We start from the raw sequence: 25,633 nt of genomic DNA on the forward strand, positions 1-25,633 counted from the left end.
TATGAAGCTCGCAGTGGTCGGCGGAGGATCGACCTATACACCCGAACTCATCGACGGCTTCGCGCGGTTGAGGGACACCCTGCCCATCGAGGAGCTCGTCCTCGTCGACCCGGCGGCCGACCGCCTCGAACTGGTCGGCGGCCTGGCCCGGCGCATCTTCGCCAAGCAGGGCCACCCGGGAGTCATCCGGACGACGTCCGACGTGGACGCGGGCGTGGCCGACGCCGACGCGGTGCTGCTCCAGCTCCGCGTCGGCGGGCAGGCCGCCCGCAACCAGGACGAGACGTGGCCGCTCGACTGCGGCTGCGTCGGCCAGGAGACGACGGGCGCGGGCGGCCTCGCCAAGGCCCTGCGCACGGTCCCGGTCGTCCTCGACATCGCCGAGCGCGTGCGCCGCGCCAACCCGAACGCCTGGATCATCGACTTCACGAACCCGGTGGGCATCGTGACGCGCGCCCTGCTCCAGGCCGGGCACAAGGCCGTCGGTCTGTGCAACGTCGCGATCGGCTTCCAGCGCAAGTTCGCGAGGCTCCTCGACGTCCAGCCGTCCCAGGTCCACCTCGACCACGTGGGCCTCAACCACCTCACGTGGGAGCTGGGCGTCCGCCTCGGCGGCCCCGACGGCGAGAACGTCCTGCCGCGGCTGCTCGCCGAGCACGGCGACGCGGTCGCCGAGGACCTGCACATGCCGCGCGCGATCGTCGACCGCCTGGGGGTCGTGCCCTCGTACTACCTGCGCTACTACTACCAGCATGACGAGGTCGTACGAGAGCTGCGCACCAAGCCGTCCCGTGCTGCCCAAGTGGCGGAGATGGAACGGGAGTTGCTGACGATGTACGGCGACCCGACGCTGGACGAGAAGCCCGAACTGCTGGCGAAGAGGGGCGGGGCCTTCTACAGCGAGGCGGCCGTCGACCTCGCGGCATCGCTGCTCGGCGGCGGCGGCTCGCCCCACCAGGTGGTCAACACGTACAACAACGGCACGCTGCCCTTCCTGCCCGACGACGCCGTCATCGAGGTCCAGGCCGCGGTCGACGGCAAGGGCGCCCGCCCGCTGCCCGTCGCGCAGCTCGACCCGCTGTACGCGGGCCTCATCGCCAACGTGACGGCGTACGAGGACCTGGCGCTCGAAGCGGCCCTGCGGGGCGGCCGCGACCGCGTCTTCAAGGCACTTCTCTCCCACCCCCTGGTGGGCCAGTACGAGTACGCCGAGCAGCTCACCGACCAGCTGATCGCGCACAACCGGGAGCACCTCGCGTGGGCATGACCGTCCTTGCCATCGATGCAGGGAACAGCAAGACCGACGTCGCGGTGGTCGCGGCCGACGGCGTGGTCGTCGGTGCGGCCCGCGGCGGCGGGTTCCAACCGCCCAAGGTGGGCGTCACGGCCGCCGTGGACGTCCTCGCGGACGCGGTGTCGCGGGCGCTCGGCCAGGCGGGTCTGACCTCGGTCGGGCACGTCTCGGCGTGTCTGGCCAACGCCGATCTGCCCGTGGAGGAAAGGGAGTTGGCGGACGCGCTGCGCGCCCGCGGCTGGTCGTCCTCGTCGAGCGTCGACGTGCGCAACGACACGTTCGCCGTGCTGCGGGCGGGACTGCTCGAGGACGCGGAGCCGCGCGGCGTGGCCGTCGTCTGCGGCGCCGGCGTCAACTGCGTCGGCATGCTCCCCGACGGGCGCACCGCCCGCTTCCCGGCGATCGGCAAGATCTCCGGCGACTGGGGCGGCGGCGGGGGCCTGGCGGAGGAGGCCCTCTGGTACGCGGCCCGCGCCGAGGACGGCCGCGGGGTGCCCACGGCCCTGATGCGGACGCTGCCCGCGCACTTCGGGCTCACCTCGATGTACGCGCTGATCGAGGCGCTGCACCTCGAGCACGTGCCGTTCGAACGCCGCCACGAGTGCGCGCCGGTGCTCTTCGCCACCGCGGCGGAGGGTGACGTGGTGGCCCGGTCGCTGGTCGACCGGATGGCGGACGAGGTGGTCGCCATGTCCACGGTGGCCCTGCGCCGCCTGGACCTCCTGGACGACGAGGTCCCGGTCCTGCTGGGCGGCAGCGTACTCGCCGCCCAGCACCCCCAACTGGACACGCGTATACGTGACTTGCTCGCCGAGCAGGCGCCCAAGGCGACGCCCCGGGTGGTCTCTGAGCGGCCTGTTCTGGGGGCGGCGCTGCTGGGCCTCGACGCGGTGGGCTCGCCGCCGGAGGTGCATGCGCGGGTGCGGGCGCACTACGCGCCGTAGCTTCGCCGGCGCGATTGCGGGTGCGACCTTCGTCGTGGCTGGTCGCGCAGTTCCCCGCGCCCCTGAGATGCACGCCCGAAGGGCGTGCATCTCAGGGGCGCGGGGAACTGCGCGAGAAGCCCCACCGGCCGGCAGCCGCCCTCGTGGAACCGAAGTTACGGCGAACCGGCGAAGAACCCCGGGAACCTTTTACCGGCCCGCCTCCTCCAGTACGTGCCGCAACCGATCGCGCACCCCTGGAGGACCACCCCGTGAACAAGAACGCCACCCTCGTAGCCACCGTCCTCACCCTCGACGGCCTCGCGCACGTCTACTGGGCGACCGGGGCGACCTGGCCCGCCGCCGACCAGCACGCGCTCAGCGACGCCGTGTTGGGCCTGGACGCCCCGTTCACCCCACCCGTGGTGCTCCCGCTGGCCGCGCTCCTGCTCGGCGCGTCCGGCGTCGTCGCCACCTGCGCCCGGCGGCCCCGGCCGCTGTGGCGGCTCGGCACGGCCGCCGTCGCCGCAGGGCTCGCGCTGCGCGGGGCGGCCGGGCTGTACTGGATCGTCGAGAAGGACCCGGGCAGCGCCTTCTACTGGCTCAACCTCGGCCTGTACACGCCCTTGTGTGCCGCCCTGGCCGTCTCTGCGCTCCGGGTCGCCCGCGCGGGCTCCACGACGTACCGGGAAGATGCCGTACGTGTCTGACCCGAAGACGCAGACCGCGGAAACCGTGCGGGCCGCCCAGCGCGGCGACACCCTCGCGATGGCGGCCCTGCTCGACGAACTCGCGCCCTACGTAGGGCGGATCTGCGGCCCGATCGCGCTGGACGACGGCGCGGACGCCGCACAGGAGACGCTCGTCGCCGTCTTCAAGTCGCTGCGGACGCTGAAGGACCCGGCGGCGCTGCGCGGCTGGGCGCGTGCCATCGCCGTACGGGAGGCGGTGCGGGTGGCGCGGCGTTCGGCGCGGGCCGTGCCGCTGGACCTGAGCACGCTGCCGGGGCGCGGCGACCCCGAACTCGCCGCAGACATCAAGGACGTACTGGACCGGCTGTCGCCCGAGCACCGGGCCGTTCTCGTGCTGCGTGACGTGGAGGGCCTGGACGAGCGGGCCGCGGCCGAGCTGCTCGGCGTGCGCGTCGGCACCGTCAAGTCCCGGCTGTCCCGGGCCCGTGAGACCTTCCGGAAGGCGTGGACGTCATGAATGACCGCACCGAGTCGTGGCCGCGGGCCGAGCTCGATCCCGTACGGCGGCTGCACGTGCTGGCCGCCGCCGTCCCCGGCGCCACGGTCACCGAGGGCCGCATCGATGCGCCCTACGCGCGCGTGGGGGCTCTTCTGTCCGATCTGGAAGGCGAGTTCGGGAAGGTCGTCACCGACATGCGTGACGTACGGGTCGTACGCAGGGACGGCGAGCGCGTGGAGGCGCTGGCCCGCAGCAGGTACGGCATGCGGGCGCGGCTGCGTGGGGTCCAGCGGCCCGGCTGGTGCTGGCTGCAGAGCCGGTTCCTGCTGGTCGGCGTCGCCGCGGTGGCCGACGGGGACGGCACCCGGGTGGCGTTCACCGGCGGCGTGCGGGTGCCGGGGCGGGCCGCGCTGGTGCCGCTCGGGGTGCGCCGCGAGGGCCGTCGTGCGCTGGACAGACTCGCCGGACTCGTCTGAACGACGGGAACCGAACCCACCCCCGCCACGTGTTCAAGAGGAGGGCCCGCAAACAAGATCGAGTCAATGCCTGTGCGGATGTCAGTCGCGGCAGCGATACTTGCGGCCGACGTACGACTCCATGGGGGAGGGTCGAGAGTGACATACCCGCCGAACGGGAGCGCGGCACCGCCCGGGCGCGGTGCCGCGCCGACAGTGCCGACAGGACCGCCCGTGCCGCCGCAAGCGACGCGTGGTGCCACTGACCCGGCACCGGCGCCTGCCGCACCCGCGCGCCGCACCGCCTGGGCGGAGGGCGTGGACCGGCTGCGCTCCGCGGCCACCACGGAGCCGGGACGGCTGCGCCTCATCGGGGCCGTGCTCGCGCTGCTGGTCGTCGCGTTCGGGGCGACGACGGCCTGGCAGATGACGGACCGCTCGGCGGCCGCGGACGACGTGCTGCACTCCAGCCAGCCGCTGACCGCGGACGCCGCCGACATCTACCGTTCGCTCGCGGACGCCAACACCGCGGCGTCCAGCGGCTTCCTGGCGGGCGGGCAGGAGCCGGCCACCGTGCGCGACCGGTACGAGAAGGACATCAAGACCGCCGCCGCCAAGCTCGTGACGGCCGCGGCCAGCACGAACCCCGGCACCCCCTCGGCGATGACGATCGCGAAGCTGAACACGCTGCTGCCCGAGTACAAGGGCCTCATCGAGCGGGCCCGGGCCAACAACCGGCAGGGCTTCCCCCTCGGCGGCGCCTATCTGCGGTACGCGAACCAGAAGATGCAGACGGAGATGCTCCCGGCCGCGGAGGACCTGTACAAGAACGAGAACCAGCGGCTGCGCGACGACTACGACTCGGCGACGCCCTACCCCTGGATCGCGATCGCACTCGGCGTGCTCGCCCTCGCCGCCCTGGCCTGGGCGCAGCGGCGCCACTACCGGCGTACGAACCGGGTGTTCAACCAGGGGATGCTCGCCGCGACCGCCGCCTCCGTGATCGTCCTGCTGTGGCTCGTCGTGGGCCACACGGTGGCGCGCAGCGGGCTCAACGCGTCGTACGACGACGGCGTACGGTCGCTGAACGTGCTGCACGACGCGAGCATCGCGTCCCTGAAGGCGCGCGGAAGCGAGAACCTGACGCTGGTCAGCCGCGGCGCCGAGACGGTCAGCGTCGGCGGCGAGACCAAGGACAAGTACGACGTCGACTTCCAGCAGCAGATGAACACGCTGGCCGCGAAGTTGAAGACGGCGGACTCCATGGCAGGTGGCGACAAGGCCGCGAGCACGCCGGTGGACGGGGCGAACGGCGCGATGCAGGAATGGCGCAAGCGCCACACGGACGCCCGCGCGAAGGACGACGCCGGCAACTACCAGGGCGCCCTCGACAAGGTCATCGGCGGCGCGAAGGGCGACAAGCCGACGGGTGAGTGCTTCGATCAGGTGGACCTGAATCTCGACAAGGCGCTCGCGCACGAGCAGCGTCAGTTCAGCGCGGACGCGGGCGACGGGCGCGACGCGATGACCGGACTGCCCTTCGGCGCCGCCCTGTTGGCGGTCCTCGCCGCGGCGGGCGCGGTGTTCGGCATCGGGCGCAGGCTTTCGGAGTACCGGTGAGAGGGGGTGCGGTGATGGCCGAGCGAGGGACGTCGAAGGTGAGTCTGCGCGGCTGGGGCGGCGTGGCGGCGATGGCTCTCGCCTGTGCCCTGGCGGTGGTGTGCGCCCTGCTGCTCCCCCTGACGCAGCGCGGCGGCAGTGGCGGCGAGGGCGACGGCAGTACGGGCATCGGCTCCGGCGGCGTCGGCACCGGTGTGCAGACGAGGGCGGAGGACTGCGACCCGAAGGTCGAGGGCAAGGAGCCGGAGCGCAGCGTGCGCGCGTCGGGCGACGACAGCAGCGCCGCGGTGCAGGCGATCAGGAACCGCGGCTATCTGTCGGTCGGCGTCGACCAGAACAGCTACCGGTGGGGCTATCGCGACCCCAACAACACGGACAGGTCGAGCGAGTTGGAGGGCTTCGACATCGATCTCGCCCATGAGATCGCGAAGGAGCTCCTCGGCAGCCCCGACAAGATCCGCTTCAAGGCCATCCCCACGAACCAGCGCATCCCGGCGATCAAGAGCGGCCAGGTCGACATGGTGGTGCGCACGATGACGATCAGCTGCGACCGCCTCAAGGACGTCGCGTTCTCCACCGCGTACTTCCAGACCGGCCAGCAGGTGCTCGCCCCGAAGACCGCGACGGACATCAAGGGCTTCGGCGCCTCGCTCGCGGGCAAGCGGGTCTGCTCGGCGGCCGGTTCGACGGCCGAGTCGGCGCTGAAGGACGGCAAGGCGAAGGGCACGCTCCCGGCGGACACCGACATCTCCACGACCGTGCCGAACCAGCTGGACTGCCTGGTGCGCCTGCAGCTCGGCGAGGTGGACGCGGTGGTCACCGACGGCGCGCTCGCCGCGAGCCAGGCCGCGCAGGACCCGACGGTGGAGCTCAAGGGCAAGCCGTTCACCACGGAGTTCTACGGTGTCGCGATGAAGCAGGGCGCGGACGGCCTGGTGGCCCGGGTCAACCAGGTCCTGGACGACTACCGCGCCGGCAGCGACGGCTGGAGGGCGTCGTACGCGAAGTGGCTCGAGCCGGCGCTCGGTCCGTCCGCGGGGCCGCCCGCACCGAAGTACAAGTGAGGCAAGCTGGTGGCGGTCAACCGGCCGTCACCGTCGGCCGGTTGTGGGATCCGAGGGAAGCGAGAGGTGATCGATGGGCGTCGCGGGACCCCCTGGTCCGGTGATGGACCGGGACGAGGTGGACCGTGCCCTGGCCCGGCTCGGCGCCGAGCACGAGGCCATCGAGACGTCGCTGCTCGCACTCCAGGACCACGCCGGACGCCGCCTGCTCGAAGGCGCGCAGCTGACCGGGACGACCCGGGAGCGCTGGGCCGCCGCCGAGCAGGCGATCACGCTGCTGTGGACGTACTTCGACACGTACACGGCCGCGCTGCGCACCGCGCGCGAGGTCCGTTCGCGGCGCAAGTGGCCCGCCCGTGAGGAGCTCGCGCAGCTGACGGAGCTGCTGCGCGGCGACTCGGTGACGGTCGCCTCCAGTGCCGGGCAGCAGGGCGCGCCGACGCTCACCGGGCCCGCGAAGCTGTCCGAGCACTTCACGCTGGCCTCGCTCGTGGCGCGGATGAACGAGCTGTACGCGTCGTCCCTCGACATGGTCGTCGCCGCCGACGCCGTGTGGTCGGCGCTGCCCGCCCGCATCGACATGCTCGCGGCCGAGCTGGGCCGCACCCGCCAGCTGGCGCACTCCGTGGGCGTACGGCCCGGGGAGCATCCGGCGGGCGACGACCTGGAGCGGATCACGGGCGCGCTGACCCGGCTGCGCGAGGAAGTCGTCTCGGACCCTTTGGCGTACTGGCAGAAGGCGCCCGGGAGTTCGGCCCCCGGCGGTGGACGGCCCGACACCACGGCGTACGACCGGCAGGCGCGCGCCCTGGAAGAGGTGCGGCGCGAGATCGAGGCCGTGCTGACCGTGCGGCAGGACGCGGAGGCGCGCCTGGCGAAGCTGCGGGACGTGCTCTCGCGCGCGGACCGCACGCTCGCCGAGGCGAGATCGGCGCGCGGCGAGGTGCTCGCGAAGATCGCGGCATCGGAAGTACCGGCCGTCTCCGGACCGCCGACCGCACTTCAGGAGCAGCTGGCGCTCGCCGCCGAGTACCGCAGGCACGGCCAGTGGCACCGCCTCTCGCCGCTCCTGGAGTCCCTGGAGTCCAAGGGTGAGGACGAACTGCTGCGGGCCCGCGAGTCGTTGACGGCGGTCACCCAGCCGCTGGCCGTCCGCGCGGAGCTGCGCGGGCGGCTCGACGCGTACAAGGCGAAGGTCGCGCGGCTCGGTTTCGCGGAGGATCCCTTCCTGGTGGAGCGGTACGACGCGGCGCGCCGCATGCTGTGGTCGGCACCCTGTGACCTGCGGGTGGCCGAGGAGGCGGTGCTGCGTTATCAGCGGGCGGCGGCGGATGTGCTGTCCGCGCCCACGGACCAGAGGGGGGAGTCGTAGGCATGACGGTGGCGCAGAAGTGCACGCGGCCCGGTTGTACGGGGCGCTACGAGGACATGGGCGGGGAGCTGTACTGCGACACCTGCGGCCTGAAATCCGAGGGGGTGCAGGGGGTGCAGGGGGTGCCGGCCAAGGTCCCCGCGCAGGCGGCCCCCGCCGAGTCCGGCCCGGCGGCCTGTCAGCGCCCCGGCTGCACGGGGAGCTACGAGGACGTCGGCGGCGGCGAGTTGTACTGCGACACCTGCGGGCTCGCCCCGGTGGTGTCGCCCACCGGCATGGTGTCGTCGCCGCCCACCGGCATCGCGGGCAAGGGACACAGCTCGCGCGGCTCGCAGAGCTCGTCGTCGAGTTCGCGGGCGTCGTCGAGGGCGTCGGCGCGCTCCTCGCAGTCGCGCCGCTCGGTGTCGGGCCGGCTCTCCCGTTCCCTGTCGGGGAGTTCGACCTCGCGCTCGGTGTCGGTGCGCAGCTCCGGTTCGGCGGCGGGCAGTTCGGGCCGGGCGCGGCTCGGCGCGGGCCTGGTGCGCGTCCCGGACGTGCCGCGGCCCGACCCGCGCGAGATGGTGCAGAAGAACCCGGAGGTCCCCGAGCGGAAGCGATTCTGCTCGCGCTCGGACTGCGGGGCCCCGGTGGGGCGTGCGCGCGGTGACCGGCCGGGCCGGACGGAAGGGTTCTGCACGAAGTGCGGCCACCCGTACTCGTTCATGCCCAAGCTCTCCGCGGGCGACATCGTGCACGGCCAGTACGAGGTCGTGGGCTGCCTCGCGCACGGCGGTCTCGGCTGGGTCTACCTCGCCGTCGACCGCGCCGTCTCCGACCGCTGGGTCGTCCTCAAGGGCCTGCTCGACACAGGCGACCAGGACGCGATGGCGGCGGCGATCTCCGAGCGCCGCTTCCTGGCGGAGATCGAGCACAGCAACATCGTGCGGATCTACAACTTCGTGGAGCACCTCGACCAGCGCACCGGATCCATGGACGGCTACATCGTCATGGAGTACGTCGGCGGCAAGTCCCTGAAGGAGATCGCCAACGACCGGCGCACGGTCGACGGCAAGCGCGACCCGCTCCCGGTCGAGCAGGCCTGCGCGTACGGCATCGAGGCGCTGGAGGCCCTCGGCCACCTGCACAGCCGCAACCTCCTGTACTGCGACTTCAAGGTCGACAACGCGATACAGACCGAGGACCAGCTCAAGCTCATCGACATGGGCGCGGTCCGGCGGATGGACGACGACGAGTCCGCGATCTACGGCACGGTCGGCTACCAGGCGCCCGAGGTCGCCGAGGTCGGCCCGTCCGTCGCCTCCGACCTGTACACCGTCGCCCGTACGCTCGCGGTCCTCACCTTCGACTTCCAGGGCTACACGAACGTCTACGTGGACTCGCTGCCCGACCCCGACAACATCGAGGTCTTCCGCCGCTACGAGTCCTTCTACCGGCTGCTCGTGCGCGCCACGGACCCCGACCCGGCCCGCCGGTTCGCCTCCGCGCAGGAGATGGCCGAGCAGCTGACGGGCGTGCTGCGCGAGGTCGTGGCGCTGCAGACGAACCGGCCGCGCCCGGCCCTGTCCACGCTCTTCGGGCCCGAAGTGAAGGTCACCGACACGGAGTTGTTCGCCCGCCTCGAAGGCGAGGTGTCCCGGCTCGGATCACGGGCGATCCCCGTGCGCGTACGCAAGAGGGCCGCGGAGCTCGCTCCCGCGCCGGTGCCCGCCCTTCCGCCGTCCCCGTCCGCGCTCGTCAAACGGCTGCACACCCCGGCGGCCGCGCTCGCGCTTCCGGTGCCGCGGGTGGACCCGGGCGACCCGAACGCGGGGTTCCTCGCGGGCCTGATGGCCTCCGCCCCCGCCGAGCTGATCTCGGCGCTGCACGCGGCGCCCACCGGCTCCCTCGAGCTGCGTCTGCGCGAGCTGCGGGCCCGCCTCGAAATGGGCGAACTCGACTCGGCCGTACGGGGGTTGACGGCGCTCGAGGCCGACCATCCGGACGACTGGCGGGTGGTCTGGTACCGGGGTGTCGCGGCGCTCGCGACGGGCGACCACGAGAGCGCGGCCCTGTCCTTCGACGCGATCTACGACGCGTTCCCCGGCGAGCCCGCCCCGAAGCTGGCGCTCGGCGTGTGCGCGGAAGTGCTGGGGCAGTTGGACAACGCGGCGGAGTACTACCGCCTCGTGTGGGCCACCGACCCCAGCTACGTGAGCGCCGCGTTCGGGCTCGCCCGGGTGCAGCTCGCGGCCGGCGACCGGGGCGGCGCGGTGCGCACCCTGGAGTCGGTCCCGGAGTCGTCGATCCACTACACGGCGGCCCGCGTCGCCTCGGTGCGGGCGCGCCTTCGGGGACGTATGACCGAAGGTGTCAACGGGGACCCCCTGCTGAACGATCTGACGGCCGCGGCCGGACAGGTCGAGGCCCTGGACTCGTTCGGCCTGGACGCGGTGCGCCGCGAGCAGTTGTCGACCGAGGTCCTCGGCACGGCGCTCGACTGGGTACTCTCCGGTAGGCAGGGTTCCGGTCAGCCGGCAGGCCCCGTACGTGCGGTGGTGCTCGGCAACGACCTGGACGAGCGCGGCCTGCGCCTCGGCCTGGAGCGCTCGTACCGGACACTGGCCAGGCTCGCTTCAAGGGGCGAGGAGAGGATCGATCTGGTGGAGCGGGCCAACCGCTACCGCCCCCGGACGTGGGTGTGAGTTGATGTCGCAGACGCACCAGCTGGCCGCTTGCCCCAGTTGCGAGGAGCCGCTCGACGAGAGCGACCGCTTCTGCGGGGCGTGCGGATACGACCTGTCGTCGGTGCCCCAGGTGCCGGACGACCAGCCGACGCTGACCATCGCCGCGCCCGAAGCACCGGGAGCGGCGGGCGAGGCGGAGTCCGTGGAGTGGCCGACCGCGCCCGAACTGGACAGTTCGGACACTCCCGCGCCGGTGCACCTGCCGACCGACCTGGAGGGCACGGACTCCGGCGGGGCCGAACTGCCCACGGCCGTACGGTTCGACGACCCGGTCGAGAGCCCGGCCGTGAGCAGTGACTTCGAGCTCGCGGCGCCCGATCCGCGGACGGCGACGGCCGAGGAGCTGGAGGCGGCGACGCCGCCCGCCGGCACCAAACTGTGCGTCGCCTGCCGCGCGGGCACCGTGGACCCGGACGGCTACTGCGAGAACTGCGGACACGCCCAGCCGCGCGAACGCGACCACATGGAGCAGGAGTTGGGCGCGGTCGCCGCGGTCAGCGACCGGGGGCTGCGCCACCACCGCAACGAGGACGCGTTCGCGATCTCCTCGGCGGCGCTGCCCGACGGCTCCCCCGCGGTCGTCGCCGTCGTCTGCGACGGCGTGTCCTCCGCGACGCGCCCCGACGACGCCTCCCTCGCCGCGTCCCGCGCGGCCAACGAGGCGCTGCACGACTCGCTGCCGCGCGGCACGCACCCGCAGCAGGCCATGCACGAGGCGATCGTCGTGGCCGCCGAGGCGGTCAACGCGCTTGCGCAGGAGCCCGAGACGGCCCGCGAGCACCAGCCGCACCAGAACGCGCCGGCGTGCACCTTCGTCGGCTCCATCGTCACCAAGGAACTGCTCGTCGTCGGCTGGGTCGGCGACTCGCGCGCCTACTGGGTGCCCGACAACCGCACCGCACCCGCGGCCCGGCTCACCGAGGACGACTCGTGGGCCGCGCAGATGGTGGCCGCGGGCCTGATGAACGAGGCGGAGGCGTACGCCGACGAGCGGGCCCACGCCATCACGGGCTGGCTCGGCGCGGACGCCTACGAACTGGAGCCGCACACCGCTTCCTTCAAGCCGGACCGGCCTGGTGTGGTGGTGGTGTGCACCGACGGGCTGTGGAACTACGCGGAGGCCGCCGACGCGATGGCCCGGGTCGTGCCCGCGGACGCCGCCGCGCGCCCGCTGCACGCCGCCCAGGTGCTCGTCGGTCACGCCCTGGACGGTGGGGGCCACGACAACGTAACAGTGGCGGTGCTGCCGTTCCCGGTCCCGCCGTCAGGGGCAGGATCGGCCTAGGCGGACTCATGTCCGGCCGGGGGTCCGGGGGTTGTCCCCCGGGTAAACACAGCAGGGGGGACTTGTCACCATGGCCAACTTCTCGAAGTCGAACGTCCCGTCGTTCTCGGTGGACGTCTATCAGAACGAGTACCTGCCCGAGGGCGGCCGCGAGGTCAACGCGATCGTCACCGTGACGTCCACGGGCGGCGGCACCATCGGCAGCGCGGTGGGCGCCCCGCACCTGTACGGCAGCGGGGGCGGCCCGGACGCCGCGGTGGCGCTGATGGTCGACTGTTCCGGCTCGATGGACTATCCGCCGACGAAGATGCGGGGCGCCCGCGAGGCCTCGGCCGCCGCGATCGACACCCTGCGCGACGGCGTGCACTTCGCGGTGATCGCGGGCACGCACGTCGCCAAGGAGGTCTACCCGGGCGGCGGCCGCCTCGCCGTCGCCGATCCGACCACCCGCGACCAGGCCAAGCAGGCGCTGCGCAAGCTCTCCGCGGGCGGCGGCACCGCGATCGGCACGTGGCTGCGCCTGGCCGACCGCCTGCTGTCCTCCGCCGAGGTCCCCGCGTCCTCGGTGCGCCACGGCATCCTGCTCACCGACGGCCGCAACGAGCACGAGTCGCCGGAAGACCTCCGTACGACCCTGGACGCGACGGCGGGCCGCTTCACCTGTGACGCCCGCGGCGTCGGCACGGACTGGGAAGTGAAGGAAGTCACAGGCATCGCCTCGGCGCTGCTCGGCACCGCCGACATCGTCGCGGACCCGGCGCACCTGGCGGCCGACTTCACGCAGATGATGGAGACGGCGATGGGCAAGGAGGTCGCGGACGTGGCGCTGCGGCTGTGGACCCCGCTCGGCTCCGAGATCAAGTTCGTCAAGCAAGTGGCGCCCACCGTCGAGGAGTTGACCGAGCGCCGCACCGAGGCGGGCCCCCGCGCCGGGGACTACCCGACCGGCTCCTGGGGCGACGAGTCCCGCGACTACCACGTGTGCGTCCAGGTCCCGCACGCCGACCTGGGCCAGGAAATGCTGGCCGCCCGCGTCTCCCTGGTGATCCCCCAAGGGGACGGCCCCGCGCAGACCCTGTCGCAGGGCCTCGTCCGCGCCGTGTGGACGGACGACATGGCCGCCTCTACGTCCATCAACCCGCAGGTGGCGCACTACACGGGCCAGGCCGAACTCGCCCAGGTCATCCAGCAGGGCCTGGACGCACGCAAAGCGGGCGATGCGGACGGGGCCACCGCGAAACTCGGCCGTGCGGTGCAGCTCGCGGCACTCTCGGGAAACGCCGATACGGCGAAACTGCTTTCGAAGGTGGTGGACGTGGTGGATGCCGCGGAAGGTACTGTTCGATTGAAGGCGAAGGTCGCGGAGGCCGACGAGATGACTCTCGAGACCCGGTCCACCAAGACGGTTCGCGTCAAGAAGTAACCGCAGAACCAACAGCAGAACCAACAGCAGAACCAACAGCTCAGACTTACTGGCGTACGAATACGAGTACGTGCGAAGGAGAGGGGGAAGCGCCGACATGCCGACCTGCCCGAACGGACACCAGTCGGGTTCCGACGACTGGTGCGAGGTCTGCGGTCACCGCATGGCCGGTGCCGTGCCCCCGCCCCCTCCGCCGCCGCCGGCCGCCGGCTACGGCTACCCGCAGCAGCAGTACCCGCCGCGGCAGCCGCAGGGCATGGGCGGGGCTCCGGAGCTGTGCCCGCAGTGCCGGACGCCGCGCGAGGGCGGCGCCCCGTTCTGCGAGGAGTGCCGCTGGAACTTCCTCACGAACACGGCGACGTCGTACACCCCGGCCGCTCCGAACCCGCCGCTGCCCACCACGGGCGGACCGGGCGGACCCGGCGGCCCCGGCAGTCCTCAGGGGCCGAACCCGGCGCTGCGCTTCCAGCAGCAGCCGCCGCAGAGCGCCGACCCGTACGAGTACCAGGGCTCGCGCCCCTCTCAGGTCAACCGGCCCGCCGAGCCGATCCCGCCGAACCCGTTCGGCAGTGAGCCCTCGGGCCCGTCCCCGTTCCCGCCGCCGGGTCCGAACGGCACGGGGGGCGTCCCGCAGGCGTTCCAGCAGCAGCCGCCGGCGCCCGCGCCGATGCAGCCGGGCCCGCCCGCGCCGCCGCCGTACGCCGACCCGCAGGGTCCGCCGCCCGTCCCGTCGAACCCGTCCTTCGGTGGCGGTCCCGGCGGCCCCGGCCCCGGTGGTCCCGGCCCCGGTGGTCCCGGTCCCGGTGGGACGAACGGTGACGACTGGGTGATCTCCCCGCCGTCCTCGCAGGCGCCGTCGACGACCGCGCCCCCGTACCAGCAGCAGCCTCCGCAGCAGCAGTACCCGCCGCAGCAGCCGCAGGCCCCGCTGTCCTGGTCCGCGACGATCGGCCCCGACCGCGACTACTTCATGGCGATGATGCAGCGCAGCGGCCCCGAGGCGTCGGGCCTGAACCTGCCCGCGTACTCGCCCGAGCAGCAGCGCCAGCTCGTCGGCAACCAGATCACGATCGGCCGCCGCCGCCACTCCACCGGTGACACCCCCGACATCGACCTGTCGGTGCCGCCGGAGGACCCGGGCGTCTCGCACTCCCACGCGGTGCTCGTGCAGCAGCCGGACGGCACGTGGGCGGTCGTCGACCAGAACTCGACGAACGGCACGACGGTCAACGGCGGCGAGGAGCCCATCCAGCCGTTCGTTCCGGTGCCGCTGCAGGACGGTGACCGGGTGCACGTCGGGGCGTGGACGACGATCACGATCCACCGGGGTTGAGCGGACGTCGCATCTGCCGGGTTGCCCTTGTCGGACGACCCTGACGACCCGGACGACCCGGACGACCGACGGTGCGTCGTGGCTGATCGCGCAGTTCCCCGCGCCCCTGAGATGCGCACTTCGTGCGCCATCTCAGGGGCGCAGTCGCGAACACCGCGCACCCGGCCGGACGCCTAGGCGTCGGGCAGCGCCCACGCATAGGGCCCGGCCGGATCGTCCAGCCAGGCCCACTGCCCGGCCCTCCGCACCGTCACCCCGAACCGCTCCCGCCCCGGCCGCCCCTCCTGCTCCCACACGGCCCGCGCCTCATCCGGTTCGAGCACCCCCGCCGTCAGGGTCAGGAAGAACCTGAGCGAGTCGTCCCGCACCCGCAGGGCGGCCTCGCCCACCCGGGCCCGTGCCCCGCCCCGCAACGCCACGAAGTACGCCGAGGTCTCCAGGAACCGGCCCTCCGCGAACCCCGCGTCCCGCACGGTCAGCGCCAGCAGCCCCGTCGACACCGGCGCGAGGACCCGGGCCCCCGGCCGACACTGCCCGAGCCAGCCGGCCGGCACCGAGCGCAGCGCGCACGTCACGACGATCCGGTCGTACGGGCCCCGCTCCGGGCACCCGCGCACCCCGTCCCCGGTGACGACGGCGGGCCGGTACCCCGCGGCAGCGAGATGCGCCCGCGCCGACTCGGTGATCTCGGGGTCGAGGTCCACGGTGGTGACGAGGTCGTCGCCGAGCCGGTCGGCCAGCAGGGCGGCGTTGTACCCCGTCCCCGCGCCGATCTCCAGGACCCGGTTCCCCTCTCGCACGTCGAGTTCCACCAGCATCCGTGCCATCAGCGAGGGCTGGCTGCTGGAGGAGACGAGTTCCCCGTCGCGCAGCCGGGTGGCCAGGGGCTGGTCCGCGTACGCACCGCGCAGCCACCGCCCGCGCCGTTCGGGGTCGGGATGCCCGCCCCACAGCCGTTCGTAACCGCCGGGGACGCCCACGAAGTAGTACGGCACGAAGAGATGGCGCGGCACGCGCGCGAACACGTCCCGCCACGTGAAGTCGGCCTCCCAGACGCCGCTCTCCTCGATCTCGCGCACGAGCGCGGCCCGCGCGCCGGCGGCGAGCACCTCCACGTCGTCGCTCACGCCCATGCCTCCACTGTGCAGCCCCGGGTCCTAGGGCCCAAGTCCTCGGCCGCACCGTCCGGGGCGCGTCTGAGACCATGGACGGGTGACTGAGATCCCGCGCGACACGCTTCAGGAGCAGACGTTCTACGAGCAGGTGGGCGGCGAGGAGACCTTCCGCCGCCTGGTGCACCGCTTCTACGAGGGCGTCGCACAGGACCCGCTGCTGCGTCCCATGTACCCGGAGGAGGACCTGGGCCCGGCCGAGGAGCGGCTCGTGCTGTTCCTGATGCAGTACTGGGGCGGCCCGCGTACGTACAGCGACCACCGGGGGCACCCGCGGCTGCGGATGCGGCACGCCCCGTTCCAGGTGGACCGGGCGGCGCACGACGCGTGGCTGAAGCACATGCGGGACGCGGTCGACGAGATCGCCCTGCCCGAGGAGCACGAGCGGACGCTGTGGAACTACCTGACGTACGCGGCGGCGTCGATGGTGAACACGGCGGGCTGAGCCGCCGCGCACCTCAGGGGCGGGCTCTCAGGCGGGACTGACGCTGAGCCCGCCCAGGCCCGCACCGGAGTCGGCACGCCGCAGGGCGACGGACCCATAGGCCGTACGCAGGCGGGCCCACGCCCCGGCGGTCAGCAGATCCACCGACGCGCCCCGCAGGAACCCGAGTGAGGCCGCCGCGTGCGCGATCCGCACCGGCACCCCGCTGCCCGCGATCTCCCGCGACCAGATCTCCCGGCCGATGCGGTCGAGCTCGGCCCGCGTCCGCGCGTCGGGGGCCAATTCCTCGACCCGCGCCCGGAATTCACCGACAGCGGCCCGTACGAGCCCGCGCAGCGCGTCGGCGTCGGGGAACCCCTCGAGCCGCTCCCAGCCGCCCCGGGGCGGCAGCACCCCGGCCCACGGCGGACCGGTAACGGCCGCCGGGACCACGGCAGTTGACGCGCCCTCGTCCACGGAGTCGAGCAACTCCCCCGCGGAGACGGTCACATCGAGCGCGTCGTCGATCCCGTTCTCGTACGGCTTGAGCAGCCGCGCCGTGCGGATGGCGAGCACCTCGAACGACGGCGGCCGCCCGAACACCGCGAGCGCCTGCCCACCGGCCTGCGCCTGCAGCCGTACGGCGGCCGCCTTGTCGTAGTGCAGCAGCCGACCGAGGAAGGCGGCGAGGTCCGCCGCCTCCCCGGCGTCGGCGAAGAACAGCACGGACGCGCTCATGCCGCGAGGGCCCCCGCGCCGTCCGCATCGTCCCGGTACTCCTCCAGGAACTCCTTCTCCTCGGCGGTGATCCGCCGGGGCCGCTGAGCCTCGAAGTCGAACGGCACGATGACGGTCGAGGCCTTCACGTACACCTCGTCCGCGTCCTTCACCTCGTAGGAGAGCGTGAACGAAGCGGCCCGTATCTGCGTCACCCACAGCTCGATGCGGACCGGCGCGTGCCGGTGCACCAACTGCCGCTTGTAGTCGATCTCATGGCGCGCCACGACAGACCCCTGCTGGAAGTCCTTGTCCGGGCGGAACAGGAAGTCGATGCGCGCTTCTTCGAGGTACCGAAGAAAGACCACGTTGTTGACGTGGCCGTACGCATCCATGTCCGCCCAGCGCAGGGGGCAGGCGTATACGTGGCGAGCCATCAGCCGCGGGTCAGCTTCTTGTAGGTGGCGCGGTGCGGACGGGCCGCGTCGGCGCCGAGCCGCTCGATCTTGTTCTTCTCGTACGACTCGAAGTTGCCCTCGAACCAGAACCACTTGGACTCACCCTCGTACGCGAGGATGTGCGTGGCCACTCGGTCCAGGAACCAGCGGTCGTGGGAGACGACCACGGCCGCACCCGGGAACTCGAGCAGCGCGTTCTCCAGGCTGCTCAGGGTCTCGACGTCGAGGTCGTTCGTCGGCTCGTCGAGGAGCAGCAGGTTGCCGCCCTGCTTGAGGGTCAGCGCGAGGTTGAGGCGGTTGCGCTCACCACCCGACAGCACACCGGCCGGCTTCTGCTGGTCGGGGCCCTTGAAGCCGAAGGCGGAGACATACGCCCGGCTCGGCATCTCGACCTGCCCGACGTTGATGTAGTCGAGCTCGTCGGAGACGACCGCCCACAGGGTCTTCTTCGGGTCGATGTTGGCCCGGCCCTGGTCGACGTACGAGATCTTGACGGTGTCGCCGACCTTGATCGAACCCGAGTCCGGCGTCTCGAGGCCCTGGATCATCTTGAACAGCGTGGTCTTACCGGCACCGTTCGGACCGATGACACCGACGATGCCGTTGCGCGGCAGCGAGAAGGAGAGGTCGTCGATCAGCACCTTCTCGCCGAAGGCCTTGCTGAGGTTCTCGACCTCGACGACGATGCTGCCCAGGCGCGGGCCCGGCGGGATCTGGATCTCCTCGAAGTCCAGCTTGCGCATCTTGTCGGCCTCGGCGGCCATTTCCTCGTAACGGGCAAGGCGCGCCTTGGACTTGGCCTGACGCCCCTTGGCGTTGGACCGCACCCACTCGAGCTCTTCCTTGAGCCGCTTCTGCCGCTTCTCGTCCTTCTTGCCCTCGACCTTGAGCCGCTCGGACTTCTTGGTGAGGTAGGTCGAGTAGTTGCCCTCGTAGGGGATCGCGCGACCGCGGTCGAGCTCGAGGATCCACTCCGCGACGTTGTCGAGGAAGTACCGGTCGTGGGTGACGGCCACGACGGCGCCCTTGTACTGGGCCAGGTGCTGCTCCAGCCAGTTCACGGACTCGGCGTCGAGGTGGTTGGTGGGCTCGTCGAGGAGCAGCAGGTCGGGCGCCTCGATGAGCAGCTTGCAGAGCGCGACGCGGCGCTTCTCACCACCGGAGAGGTTGGTGACGGGCCAGTCGCCGGGCGGGCAGCCCAGGGCGTCCATGGCCTGCTCCAACTGACCGTCGAGGTCCCACGCGTTCGCGTGGTCGAGGTCCTCCTGGAGCTTGCCCATCTCCTCCATGAGCGCGTCCGAGTAATCGGTGGCCATGAGCTCGGCGACCTCGTTGAAGCGCTGGAGCTTGCCCATGATCTCGGCGGCGCCGTCCTGCACGTTCTCCAGAACGGTCTTCGACTCGTCGAGCTTCGGCTCCTGCATGAGGATGCCGACGCTGAAGCCGGGCGAGAGGTACGCGTCACCGTTCGACGGCTGCTCGAGGCCCGCCATGATCTTGAGCACGGTCGACTTGCCGGCACCGTTCGGACCGACGACGCCGATCTTCGCCCCCGGCAGGAAGTTCAGGGTGACGTCATCGAGAATCACCTTGTCGCCGTGCGCCTTGCGCGTCTTGCGCATGGTGTAGATGAACTCAGCCAAGAGAAACCGTCCGGCAGTCGAAGTGTGTCGCAGCAAAGGCCCCGCATGACGCGGCTCCACCGCGTGAGGGCAGATACACCCCATCTTGCCTGACGGCCACCCCGCGGGGGAAACCCGTATCGGCCTGCGGCCCTGAACTGGGGGTTCTGCGAGCGCATCTTGGCTGCGCGGGCTCCGGATCACTCGTAGACGGTCGCCGCCCGCAGCGCTCGCGCGAAGAACTGCCGGTCGCCGCCGACCGGCGCCCGAGAACCTACTTGGCGCTTCCTTTCGTACGGCTCACGCCCCGGTGAGCGGAGCCCCCTGCGCCGCCGCCCGGTTGGCGCCCGCGACCAGGTTCGCGACCGGGTCGAGGATGTTCTGCGCCGTGCCCGCGACGTGGTACTCGGCGAACGCGGCCCGGTCGAGCTGGAGCAGGCCGACGGGTGGTGTGCCGTCCTTCAAGGAACGGTCCGTGATCGCGACCGCGTCGGGGCGACCGTCGGACTTCTCCAGCGCCGCGCTGCGCAGCCCCTCGTACGTGCCCGGGATGTCGTGCTCGTCCATGACGGCGAGGGCCTGCTTGACCCAACCGTCGAGGTCGTCGTCGTAGACGGCCTGCGCTGTCGTCGTCGACTGGGATTCCGAGGGGGTCGACTGGGATTCCGAAGGGTTCGCCCGTGATTCCGAGGGGGTCGACTGCGGCTTCTCGGGGGTCGACTGTGCCTTCTCGGAGCCGGGGGACTCGGACGACCCCGCGTCGGACTGCTCCTGTCGCACCTGTCGCGCCTTGTTCTCGGCGGCCGTCGACTGCTTGACCAGCCCGGAGTGCGCCGTCTGCGCGACCGACGCGGGAACCATGGAGGCCGTCGACGTGGCCTGCGCCGAGCCGCCCCCGGAGGGGTTCAGCGCGAGCCACAGCGCGACGCCCGCCGCCGCGGCGGTCAGGCCCACGGCGGTGAAGCGGGCCTTGGTCCGGCGCCGGCGTCGCGGCGCTCTGTGCTCACCCATGGCGGGAGCCTTCCTGGGGTGGTAAGGGGGGCATACCCCCCAATGTCACAGATACCTCGGCCGAATAGACCTGCTCAAAGGTGTGGACTGCGCAACATTCGAGGCTCTCGCCCATGTTTCACCTCACGTAACCCCACGTGACCTGCGTCATATGCCCGGCTTATCGCCTATACGTACCATTTCAGCTTCCAGCAGTTTCGACTCAGGAGTGCCCATGCGCCGACCGACCGCCAGCAGCCGCAGCGGCCGCCGAATACCCCGGGCCGCCCTTGTCACCGCAGTGGCGGGCGTCGGCCTGGGCGGCGCCTACCTGGTGGCCCTCGGCCTGGCCGGCGGCGACATCCCCTCGGGCACGACCGTGCGGGGCGTGGACATCGGCGGCCTGAGCACGAGCGACGCCGCGGCCAAGCTCGACGCCCAGCTCGGCAAGCGCGCGGGCGAGACCGTGAAGGTGCGCATCGCCGGCCAGGACGCCGACGTCGACCCGCGCACGGCCGGCCTCTCCCTCGACAGCAGGGCCACCGCGGAGCGGGCCGCCCACCCCGGCCACAACCCGGTCGCGGTCTTCAGCAAGCTCTTCTCCGGCGACGGCGGCGAGGTCGACCCCGCCGTCACCGTCGACCAGGACAAGGCCCGCACGGCCCTCGCCGCGGCCGCCAAGCAGCACGATCGGGCCCCGCGCAACGGCGCGATCGCCTTCGAGAACGGCACCCCCCGCGCCACCGCCCCGCAGGACGGCGTACGCCTGGACGTCGACCGTTCCGTGGACACGCTCGGCAAGGCCTTCCTCGGCGACGCCGACGCGCAGGCCCCCGAGCTGCCCGTCAACACGACCGCGCCCGCCGTCGGCAAGGAGCAGACCGACCGGGCCCTCAAGAACGTCGCCCGCCCCGCCATGTCGGGCCCGGTCACCCTCACCGCCGACGGCAAGCGCATCACCGTCGAACCCGCCCTCCTCGGCCGCCACCTCACCCTGCAGCCCGGCAAGGACGGCGAGCTCGCGCCCCGCCTCGACGCCAAGGGCCTGCGCGCCGACCCCGCGATGGCACGGAAGCTCGCCACCGTGACGAACAAGGTCACCGAGGCACAGATCGGCATCCAGGACTCGCGCGCCGTCGTCACGAAGGACGGCACGGCGGGCCACACCCTCGCCACCGACGACCTCGGCAAGGCGGTCCTGCCGCTGCTCACCAAGTCGGGCGAGCAGCAGCGCACCGGACCGGTGAAGGTCACGACGCAGCAGCCCAAGATCACCCGGACCAACGTCGACGACCTCGGCATCAAGGAGAAGATCTCCGAGTTCACGGTCGACTTCCCGTCCGCCCCGTACCGCGTCACGAACATCGGCCGCGCGGCCGAGCTGATCAACGGCTCCGTCGTCCTGCCCGGCAACGAGTGGAGCTTCAACAAGACGGTCGGCGAACGCACGAAGGAGAACGGCTTCGTCGACGGCATCATGATCAACAACGGGGTGTACGAGAAGGCCGCGGGCGGCGGCGTCTCCGCCGTGGCCACCACCATGTTCAACGCGATGTACTTCGCGGGCGTCAAGCCGGTCGAGTACGGCGCGCACTCGTTCTACATCGAGCGCTACCCCGAGGGCCGCGAGGCCACCGTCGCCTGGGGCAGCCTGGACCTGCGCTTCAACAACGACACCGGCAACGCCATCTACATCCGGACCAAGGCCACCGACACCTCGATCACGGTGACGTTCCTCGGCACGAAGAAGTACGACGAGATCAAGTCCGAGAAGGGCCCGCGCGAGAACATCGTCCAGCCGAAGAAGCGCGAGGGCGCCCCCGGCGACAAGTGCGAGGCACAGACCCCGCTCGAGGGCTTCGACGTCACCGTCCAGCGCGTCTTCGTCCAGGACGGCAAGGAAGTCAAGCGCGAACCGTTCCGTACGCACTACACGCCGCGCGACGAGGTCACCTGCTCCTGATCCCTGCTCCTGATCCCTGCTCCTGCCCCCGCGCGGAACGGAACACGGCGACAACGGCAAGGGCCCGCCCGGCGTACGAGACGCCGGGCGGGCCCTTGCCCTGTCCGAGCCAGGTGTCGGACAGGTGTCTGTAAGACAGGTCTCTGCAAGACAGGCGTCAGACAGCCGTCAGTCCGTGCCGAACTCCATCGCCGCCCGGTCGAGCGCCGCGTCCTCGTCGGAGGCCTCGCCGCGGGAGGCGATGGCCTGGGCGCCACCCTCGGGCAGCGGGCCGATCAGACCGGTGGCGGCGGCCTGTGCGGCGCCGACCGCGGACTCGCCGGAGCCGAGCAGACCGAGGCCCGCGTACTGCTCCAGCTTCGCGCGGGAGTCGGCGATGTCCAGGTTCCGCATCGTGAGCTGGCCGATCCGGTCGACCGGGCCGAACGCCGAGTCCTCGGTCCGCTCCATGGAGAGCTTGTCCGGGTGGTAGCTGAACGCCGGGCCCGAGGTGTCGAGGATCGAGTAGTCCTCGCCGCGCCGCAGCCGCAGGGTGACCTCGCCGGTGACGGCGGCGCCGACCCAGCGCTGCAGCGACTCCCGGATCATCAGGGCCTGCGGGTCCAGCCAGCGGCCCTCGTACATGAGGCGGCCGAGACGCCGGCCCTCGGAGTGGTACTGGGCGAGGGTGTCCTCGTTGTGGATCGCGTTGACCAGGCGCTCGTACGCGGCGTGCAGCAGGGCCATGCCCGGCGCCTCGTAGATACCGCGGCTCTTGGCCTCGATGATCCGGTTCTCGATCTGGTCGGACATGCCGAGGCCGTGCCGACCGCCGATCGCGTTGGCCTCCATCACCAGGTCGACGGCGGAGGCGAACTCCTTGCCGTTGATGGTGACCGGGCGGCCCTGGTCGAAGCCGATGGTGACGTCCTCGGTGGGGATCTCCACGGAGGGGTCCCAGAACTTGACGCCCATGATCGGCTCGACGGTCTCCAGCGAGACGTCCAGGTGCTCCAGCGTCTTCGCCTCGTGGGTGGCGCCCCAGATGTTGGCGTCGGTCGAGTACGCCTTCTCCGTGCTGTCCCGGTAGGGCAGGTCATGCGCGACCAGCCACTCCGACATCTCCTTGCGGCCACCGAGCTCGGCCACGAAGCCCGCGTCGAGCCACGGCTTGTAGATCCGCAGGTTCGGGTTGGCCAGGAGGCCGTAGCGGTAGAACCGCTCGATGTCGTTGCCCTTGTACGTCGAGCCGTCGCCCCAGATCTGGACGTTGTCCTCGAGCATCGCGCGGACCAGGAGCGTGCCGGTGACGGCGCGGCCCAGCGGGGTGGTGTTGAAGTACGCGCGACCGCCCGAGCGGATGTGGAACGCGCCGCAGGTGAGCGCCGCGAGCCCCTCCTCGACGAGCGCCTCGCGGCAGTCGACCAGGCGGGCGATCTCGGCACCGTACGCCTGCGCACGACCGGGGACCGACTCGATGTCGGGCTCGTCGTACTGGCCGATGTTCGCCGTGTAGGTGCAGGGGACGGCGCCCTTGTCACGCATCCACGCGACCGCGACAGAGGTGTCGAGGCCACCCGAGAAGGCGATGCCGACGCGCTCGCCGACGGGGAGAGAGGTGAGGACCTTGGACATAGGAAGAGTATGCATCATCACGCATGATCATGCAAAGGGGTTGCATGCCCATGCGGGAAGTGATGTGCGTCCCACCCTCAGAAGCAGGCCCAGGCCAGGCCCAGACCAGGCCCAGGCCCGGGCCCAGAAAGGCGCTCACTCCCCCACGGTCGCCTCACTCCCCCTCGGTCGCCTCGGTCGCCTCGGTCGCCTCGTCCGGCGCCTTCTTCTTGCGGACCAGCACCAGAACCACACCGCCCACCACGACCAGCAGCACCGCGACCCCCACGATCGTCGGCGTCGCGTTCGACGCGCCCGTCTCGGCCAGGTCCGTGCCGTTCGCGCCCTCCGCGCCCGTGCCGCCCACCGACGCCGGGCTCGGCTGCGTCGTCGTCTGCGTGGTCAGTCCGCCGCCCGAGGCGACCGCCGCCGCGACCGTGCGGCAGTCGAGGACCCCGCGCAGCCGCTTCTCGAAGCCGTGCGGTCCCGTGATCGTGAAGTCGTACGCCTGGTCCTCCTGCAGCGGTATCGTCACCGTCCGCGAGGCCCCCGCCGGGATCGTGTACCGGGTCTCCATCAGCGTGAACGTGAAGGGCTCGTCCCCCTTGTTCACCGCGGTGATGTCCACGCCGCTCTTCGCGCAGTTCTTCCGCGCCGACAGCGCGGGCACGGCGCCCTTCTTCGCCCAGACCGCCGACGCGGTCGCGGACACCGTCGACTCGCTGGAGCCCGCGAGGATCTGCGTCTGACTGCGCGTCTCGGAGGTGAAGGCACGCCCGACGGGCACGGTCGTCGAGGCCTGCACGGTCAGCTCCGCCGAACCCGCCGCGGCGTCCTTGGGCACGTCGAAGAAGAGCCGGCTGCCGTCGCTCGCCGAGGTGACCGGCCTGCCGTTCTTGTCGACGACCGTCACTCCGTCCGCGGCCGCTTCGGCGGGTGGCGTCACCGTCACCGCGTCCGCGTTCGTGTGCACGGTGACCGGGCCGATCCGCTCCCCCTGCCGCCCCGAGACCGCCCGCGGGGTCAGCGTCAACGAGGCGCCCGGCTCGGCGAGTTCACGGGCACTCTTGTGCAGGTAGTCCGCGAGCTTCTCGGCGGCGGGGCTGACCGCGTCGACGTCGGCCTGGTCCGAGTAGCGCCAGATGGCCACCTGGGTGCCGGCCGCGGCGTCCTGCTCGGTGAGGCTCCCGGCACCGGCCTTGCGGGCGAGGTCCGCGAGGTCGTTGACCTGGGGGTAGGAGTTCTGCAGGATCCAGCGGATCTTCCCCGCGTCCCCGTTCCCGCTCAGTGACGTGCCGCTCCAGGGCGTCTCCTGGTAACGGGCGTCCGTCTGGGTCGGGTTGTGCAGGTCGATGCAGTACGTCTGCAGCATCCCGCCGCCCTCGACGGTCATCCGGAACAGGCCCGCGGAGACCGTCTCGTCGCGCCCGCCGTCATGGATCACGGCCGCCCCGTACGTCTCGAGGCCACCGATCGTGGCGCTCGCGCCGCCCTGCTCCTTGAAACCGTCGTCCGCGAAGGCCGTCCCGGTGCCGGATATCGCCCCGGTCACCACGAGCCCCGACACCAGCGTCGCCGCGGCGACGCGAGCGGCGCCCCGGCCGCGGCGCGTGCCTCGTGCGCACACCGAAGACACGGCCCGCGAGAACACAGAAAACACGTCATTCCCCTTCAGGCGGGACGTGGTGCACGTGGGGGTGTGTCCCGCCGCAGAATCGATGCGCATGCGAAGCGAATGCGAACCGGAGCGAACCAGAGCGAACCAGAGCGATCAGGAGCAACCAGAGCGATCCGGCTGGATCCGGCTGGATCCGGTTGACCTCTGAAGCCCCGTCAACCTCACGAAGCCCCCGAAGCCCTTTGAGCTACGCCCGGCATCCTAAGTAGGCGACTTGTCAGGAACCCCTGAGGTGTCGCCCGGGGCCCGATCCGACTCGCAATCGTTATCGCCAATCCCGGCGACACCAGCGGCACCGCCGACGCTGCCGACACCGCCGACACCGCCGACACC

Annotated in this window: 21 protein-coding genes; 14 read left to right on the forward strand and 7 right to left on the reverse strand. The window is 71.8% G+C overall.

The annotated features are described in order from the left end of the window. Position 1: 1 nt before the first annotated feature. From ACIBUY_RS09665 to ACIBUY_RS09720, 12 genes are all read left to right on the forward strand, one after another. On the forward strand, positions 2–1,267 hold the full coding sequence (locus tag ACIBUY_RS09665) for a 6-phospho-beta-glucosidase (RefSeq protein ID WP_365578402.1): 1,266 nt from the start codon (positions 2–4) through the stop codon (positions 1,265–1,267). Next, positions 1,258–2,238 (forward strand): BadF/BadG/BcrA/BcrD ATPase family protein, encoded by a 981-nt coding sequence (locus ACIBUY_RS09670; RefSeq protein WP_365578400.1) that lies wholly within the window; start codon positions 1,258–1,260, stop codon positions 2,236–2,238. The genes ACIBUY_RS09665 and ACIBUY_RS09670 overlap by 10 nt, the downstream gene beginning before the upstream one ends. Positions 2,239–2,489: 251 nt before the next feature. Beyond that, positions 2,490–2,927, forward strand: a complete 438-nt coding sequence (locus ACIBUY_RS09675) for a DUF3995 domain-containing protein (protein WP_365578822.1) — start codon at positions 2,490–2,492, stop codon at positions 2,925–2,927. Then, complete coding sequence (locus tag ACIBUY_RS09680) at positions 2,911–3,426, forward strand: RNA polymerase sigma factor (protein WP_365578820.1); 516 nt, start codon at positions 2,911–2,913, stop codon at positions 3,424–3,426. Before ACIBUY_RS09675 ends, ACIBUY_RS09680 begins: the two co-directional genes overlap by 17 nt. Beyond that, on the forward strand, positions 3,423–3,884 hold the full coding sequence (locus tag ACIBUY_RS09685; RefSeq protein WP_365578818.1) for a hypothetical protein: 462 nt from the start codon (positions 3,423–3,425) through the stop codon (positions 3,882–3,884). The genes ACIBUY_RS09680 and ACIBUY_RS09685 overlap by 4 nt, the downstream gene beginning before the upstream one ends. Before the next feature lie 138 nt (positions 3,885–4,022). Beyond that, entirely contained in the window at positions 4,023–5,483 is a 1,461-nt protein-coding gene (locus ACIBUY_RS09690; protein WP_365578816.1) for a hypothetical protein, read from the forward strand. 14 nt (positions 5,484–5,497) lie between these two features. After that, the gene (locus tag ACIBUY_RS09695; RefSeq protein WP_399152281.1) at positions 5,498–6,547 is read left to right on the forward strand and encodes a glutamate ABC transporter substrate-binding protein; all 1,050 of its coding nucleotides are present in this window, start codon (positions 5,498–5,500) and stop codon (positions 6,545–6,547) included. 73 nt (positions 6,548–6,620) lie between these two features. Further along, on the forward strand, positions 6,621–7,919 hold the full coding sequence (locus ACIBUY_RS09700) for a hypothetical protein (protein ID WP_399152282.1): 1,299 nt from the start codon (positions 6,621–6,623) through the stop codon (positions 7,917–7,919). Positions 7,920–7,975: 56 nt separating this feature from the next. Continuing rightward, a complete protein-coding gene (locus tag ACIBUY_RS09705) occupies positions 7,976–10,600 on the forward strand; it encodes a tetratricopeptide repeat protein (protein WP_399152522.1) in 2,625 nt (874 codons plus the stop codon). Between the two features lie 4 nt (positions 10,601–10,604). Continuing rightward, entirely contained in the window at positions 10,605–11,927 is a 1,323-nt protein-coding gene (locus tag ACIBUY_RS09710) for a PP2C family serine/threonine-protein phosphatase (RefSeq protein ID WP_399152283.1), read from the forward strand. A gap of 70 nt (positions 11,928–11,997) precedes the next feature. Continuing rightward, entirely contained in the window at positions 11,998–13,350 is a 1,353-nt protein-coding gene (locus ACIBUY_RS09715; RefSeq protein ID WP_365578806.1) for a VWA domain-containing protein, read from the forward strand. Positions 13,351–13,447: 97 nt separating this feature from the next. Continuing rightward, positions 13,448–14,683 carry an FHA domain-containing protein gene (locus ACIBUY_RS09720; RefSeq protein WP_399152284.1) on the forward strand — a complete coding sequence of 412 codons (1,236 nt, stop codon included), beginning with the start codon at positions 13,448–13,450 and terminating at the stop codon, positions 14,681–14,683. Positions 14,684–14,856: 173 nt separating this feature from the next. Here ACIBUY_RS09720 and ACIBUY_RS09725 read toward each other — a convergent pair whose 3' ends face one another. Next, positions 14,857–15,816 carry a methyltransferase domain-containing protein gene (locus tag ACIBUY_RS09725; RefSeq protein WP_399152285.1) on the reverse strand — a complete coding sequence of 320 codons (960 nt, stop codon included), beginning with the start codon at positions 15,814–15,816 and terminating at the stop codon, positions 14,857–14,859. A 79-nt stretch (positions 15,817–15,895) separates the two neighbouring features. Between ACIBUY_RS09725 and ACIBUY_RS09730 the strand changes: the two genes are divergently transcribed. Continuing rightward, positions 15,896–16,300 (forward strand): globin, encoded by a 405-nt coding sequence (locus ACIBUY_RS09730; protein ID WP_365578800.1) that lies wholly within the window; start codon positions 15,896–15,898, stop codon positions 16,298–16,300. Positions 16,301–16,327: 27 nt separating this feature from the next. On the opposite strand, the gene ACIBUY_RS09735 is transcribed toward ACIBUY_RS09730, so the two are convergent. From ACIBUY_RS09735 to ACIBUY_RS09750, 4 genes are all read right to left on the reverse strand, one after another. Beyond that, complete coding sequence (locus ACIBUY_RS09735) at positions 16,328–17,017, reverse strand: hypothetical protein (RefSeq protein ID WP_365578798.1); 690 nt, start codon at positions 17,015–17,017, stop codon at positions 16,328–16,330. Then, positions 17,014–17,433: a thioesterase family protein gene (locus tag ACIBUY_RS09740; protein ID WP_365578796.1), complete on the reverse strand. Its 420-nt coding sequence runs from the start codon at positions 17,431–17,433 to the stop codon at positions 17,014–17,016. The genes ACIBUY_RS09735 and ACIBUY_RS09740 overlap by 4 nt, the downstream gene beginning before the upstream one ends. After that, complete coding sequence (gene ettA / locus ACIBUY_RS09745; RefSeq protein WP_365578794.1) at positions 17,433–19,097, reverse strand: energy-dependent translational throttle protein EttA; 1,665 nt, start codon at positions 19,095–19,097, stop codon at positions 17,433–17,435. The genes ACIBUY_RS09740 and ettA overlap by 1 nt, the downstream gene beginning before the upstream one ends. A gap of 279 nt (positions 19,098–19,376) precedes the next feature. Next, complete coding sequence (locus ACIBUY_RS09750) at positions 19,377–20,087, reverse strand: hypothetical protein (RefSeq protein ID WP_399152286.1); 711 nt, start codon at positions 20,085–20,087, stop codon at positions 19,377–19,379. A 214-nt stretch (positions 20,088–20,301) separates the two neighbouring features. Between ACIBUY_RS09750 and ACIBUY_RS09755 the strand changes: the two genes are divergently transcribed. Then, positions 20,302–22,029 carry a VanW family protein gene (locus ACIBUY_RS09755; protein WP_399152287.1) on the forward strand — a complete coding sequence of 576 codons (1,728 nt, stop codon included), beginning with the start codon at positions 20,302–20,304 and terminating at the stop codon, positions 22,027–22,029. 168 nt (positions 22,030–22,197) lie between these two features. Here the strand turns inward: ACIBUY_RS09755 and argG are convergent, their stop codons facing one another. Together argG and ACIBUY_RS09765 are read right to left on the reverse strand one after the other, a co-directional pair. Further along, complete coding sequence (gene argG / locus ACIBUY_RS09760; protein WP_365578786.1) at positions 22,198–23,643, reverse strand: argininosuccinate synthase; 1,446 nt, start codon at positions 23,641–23,643, stop codon at positions 22,198–22,200. Positions 23,644–23,797: 154 nt separating this feature from the next. Further along, positions 23,798–25,282 (reverse strand): TQXA domain-containing protein, encoded by a 1,485-nt coding sequence (locus ACIBUY_RS09765; RefSeq protein ID WP_399152288.1) that lies wholly within the window; start codon positions 25,280–25,282, stop codon positions 23,798–23,800. Positions 25,283–25,633: the final 351 nt, after the last annotated feature.

It is taken from the genome of Streptomyces sp. NPDC050085 (genome assembly GCF_044460595.1).
Lineage (GTDB): Bacteria > Actinomycetota > Actinomycetes > Streptomycetales > Streptomycetaceae > Streptomyces.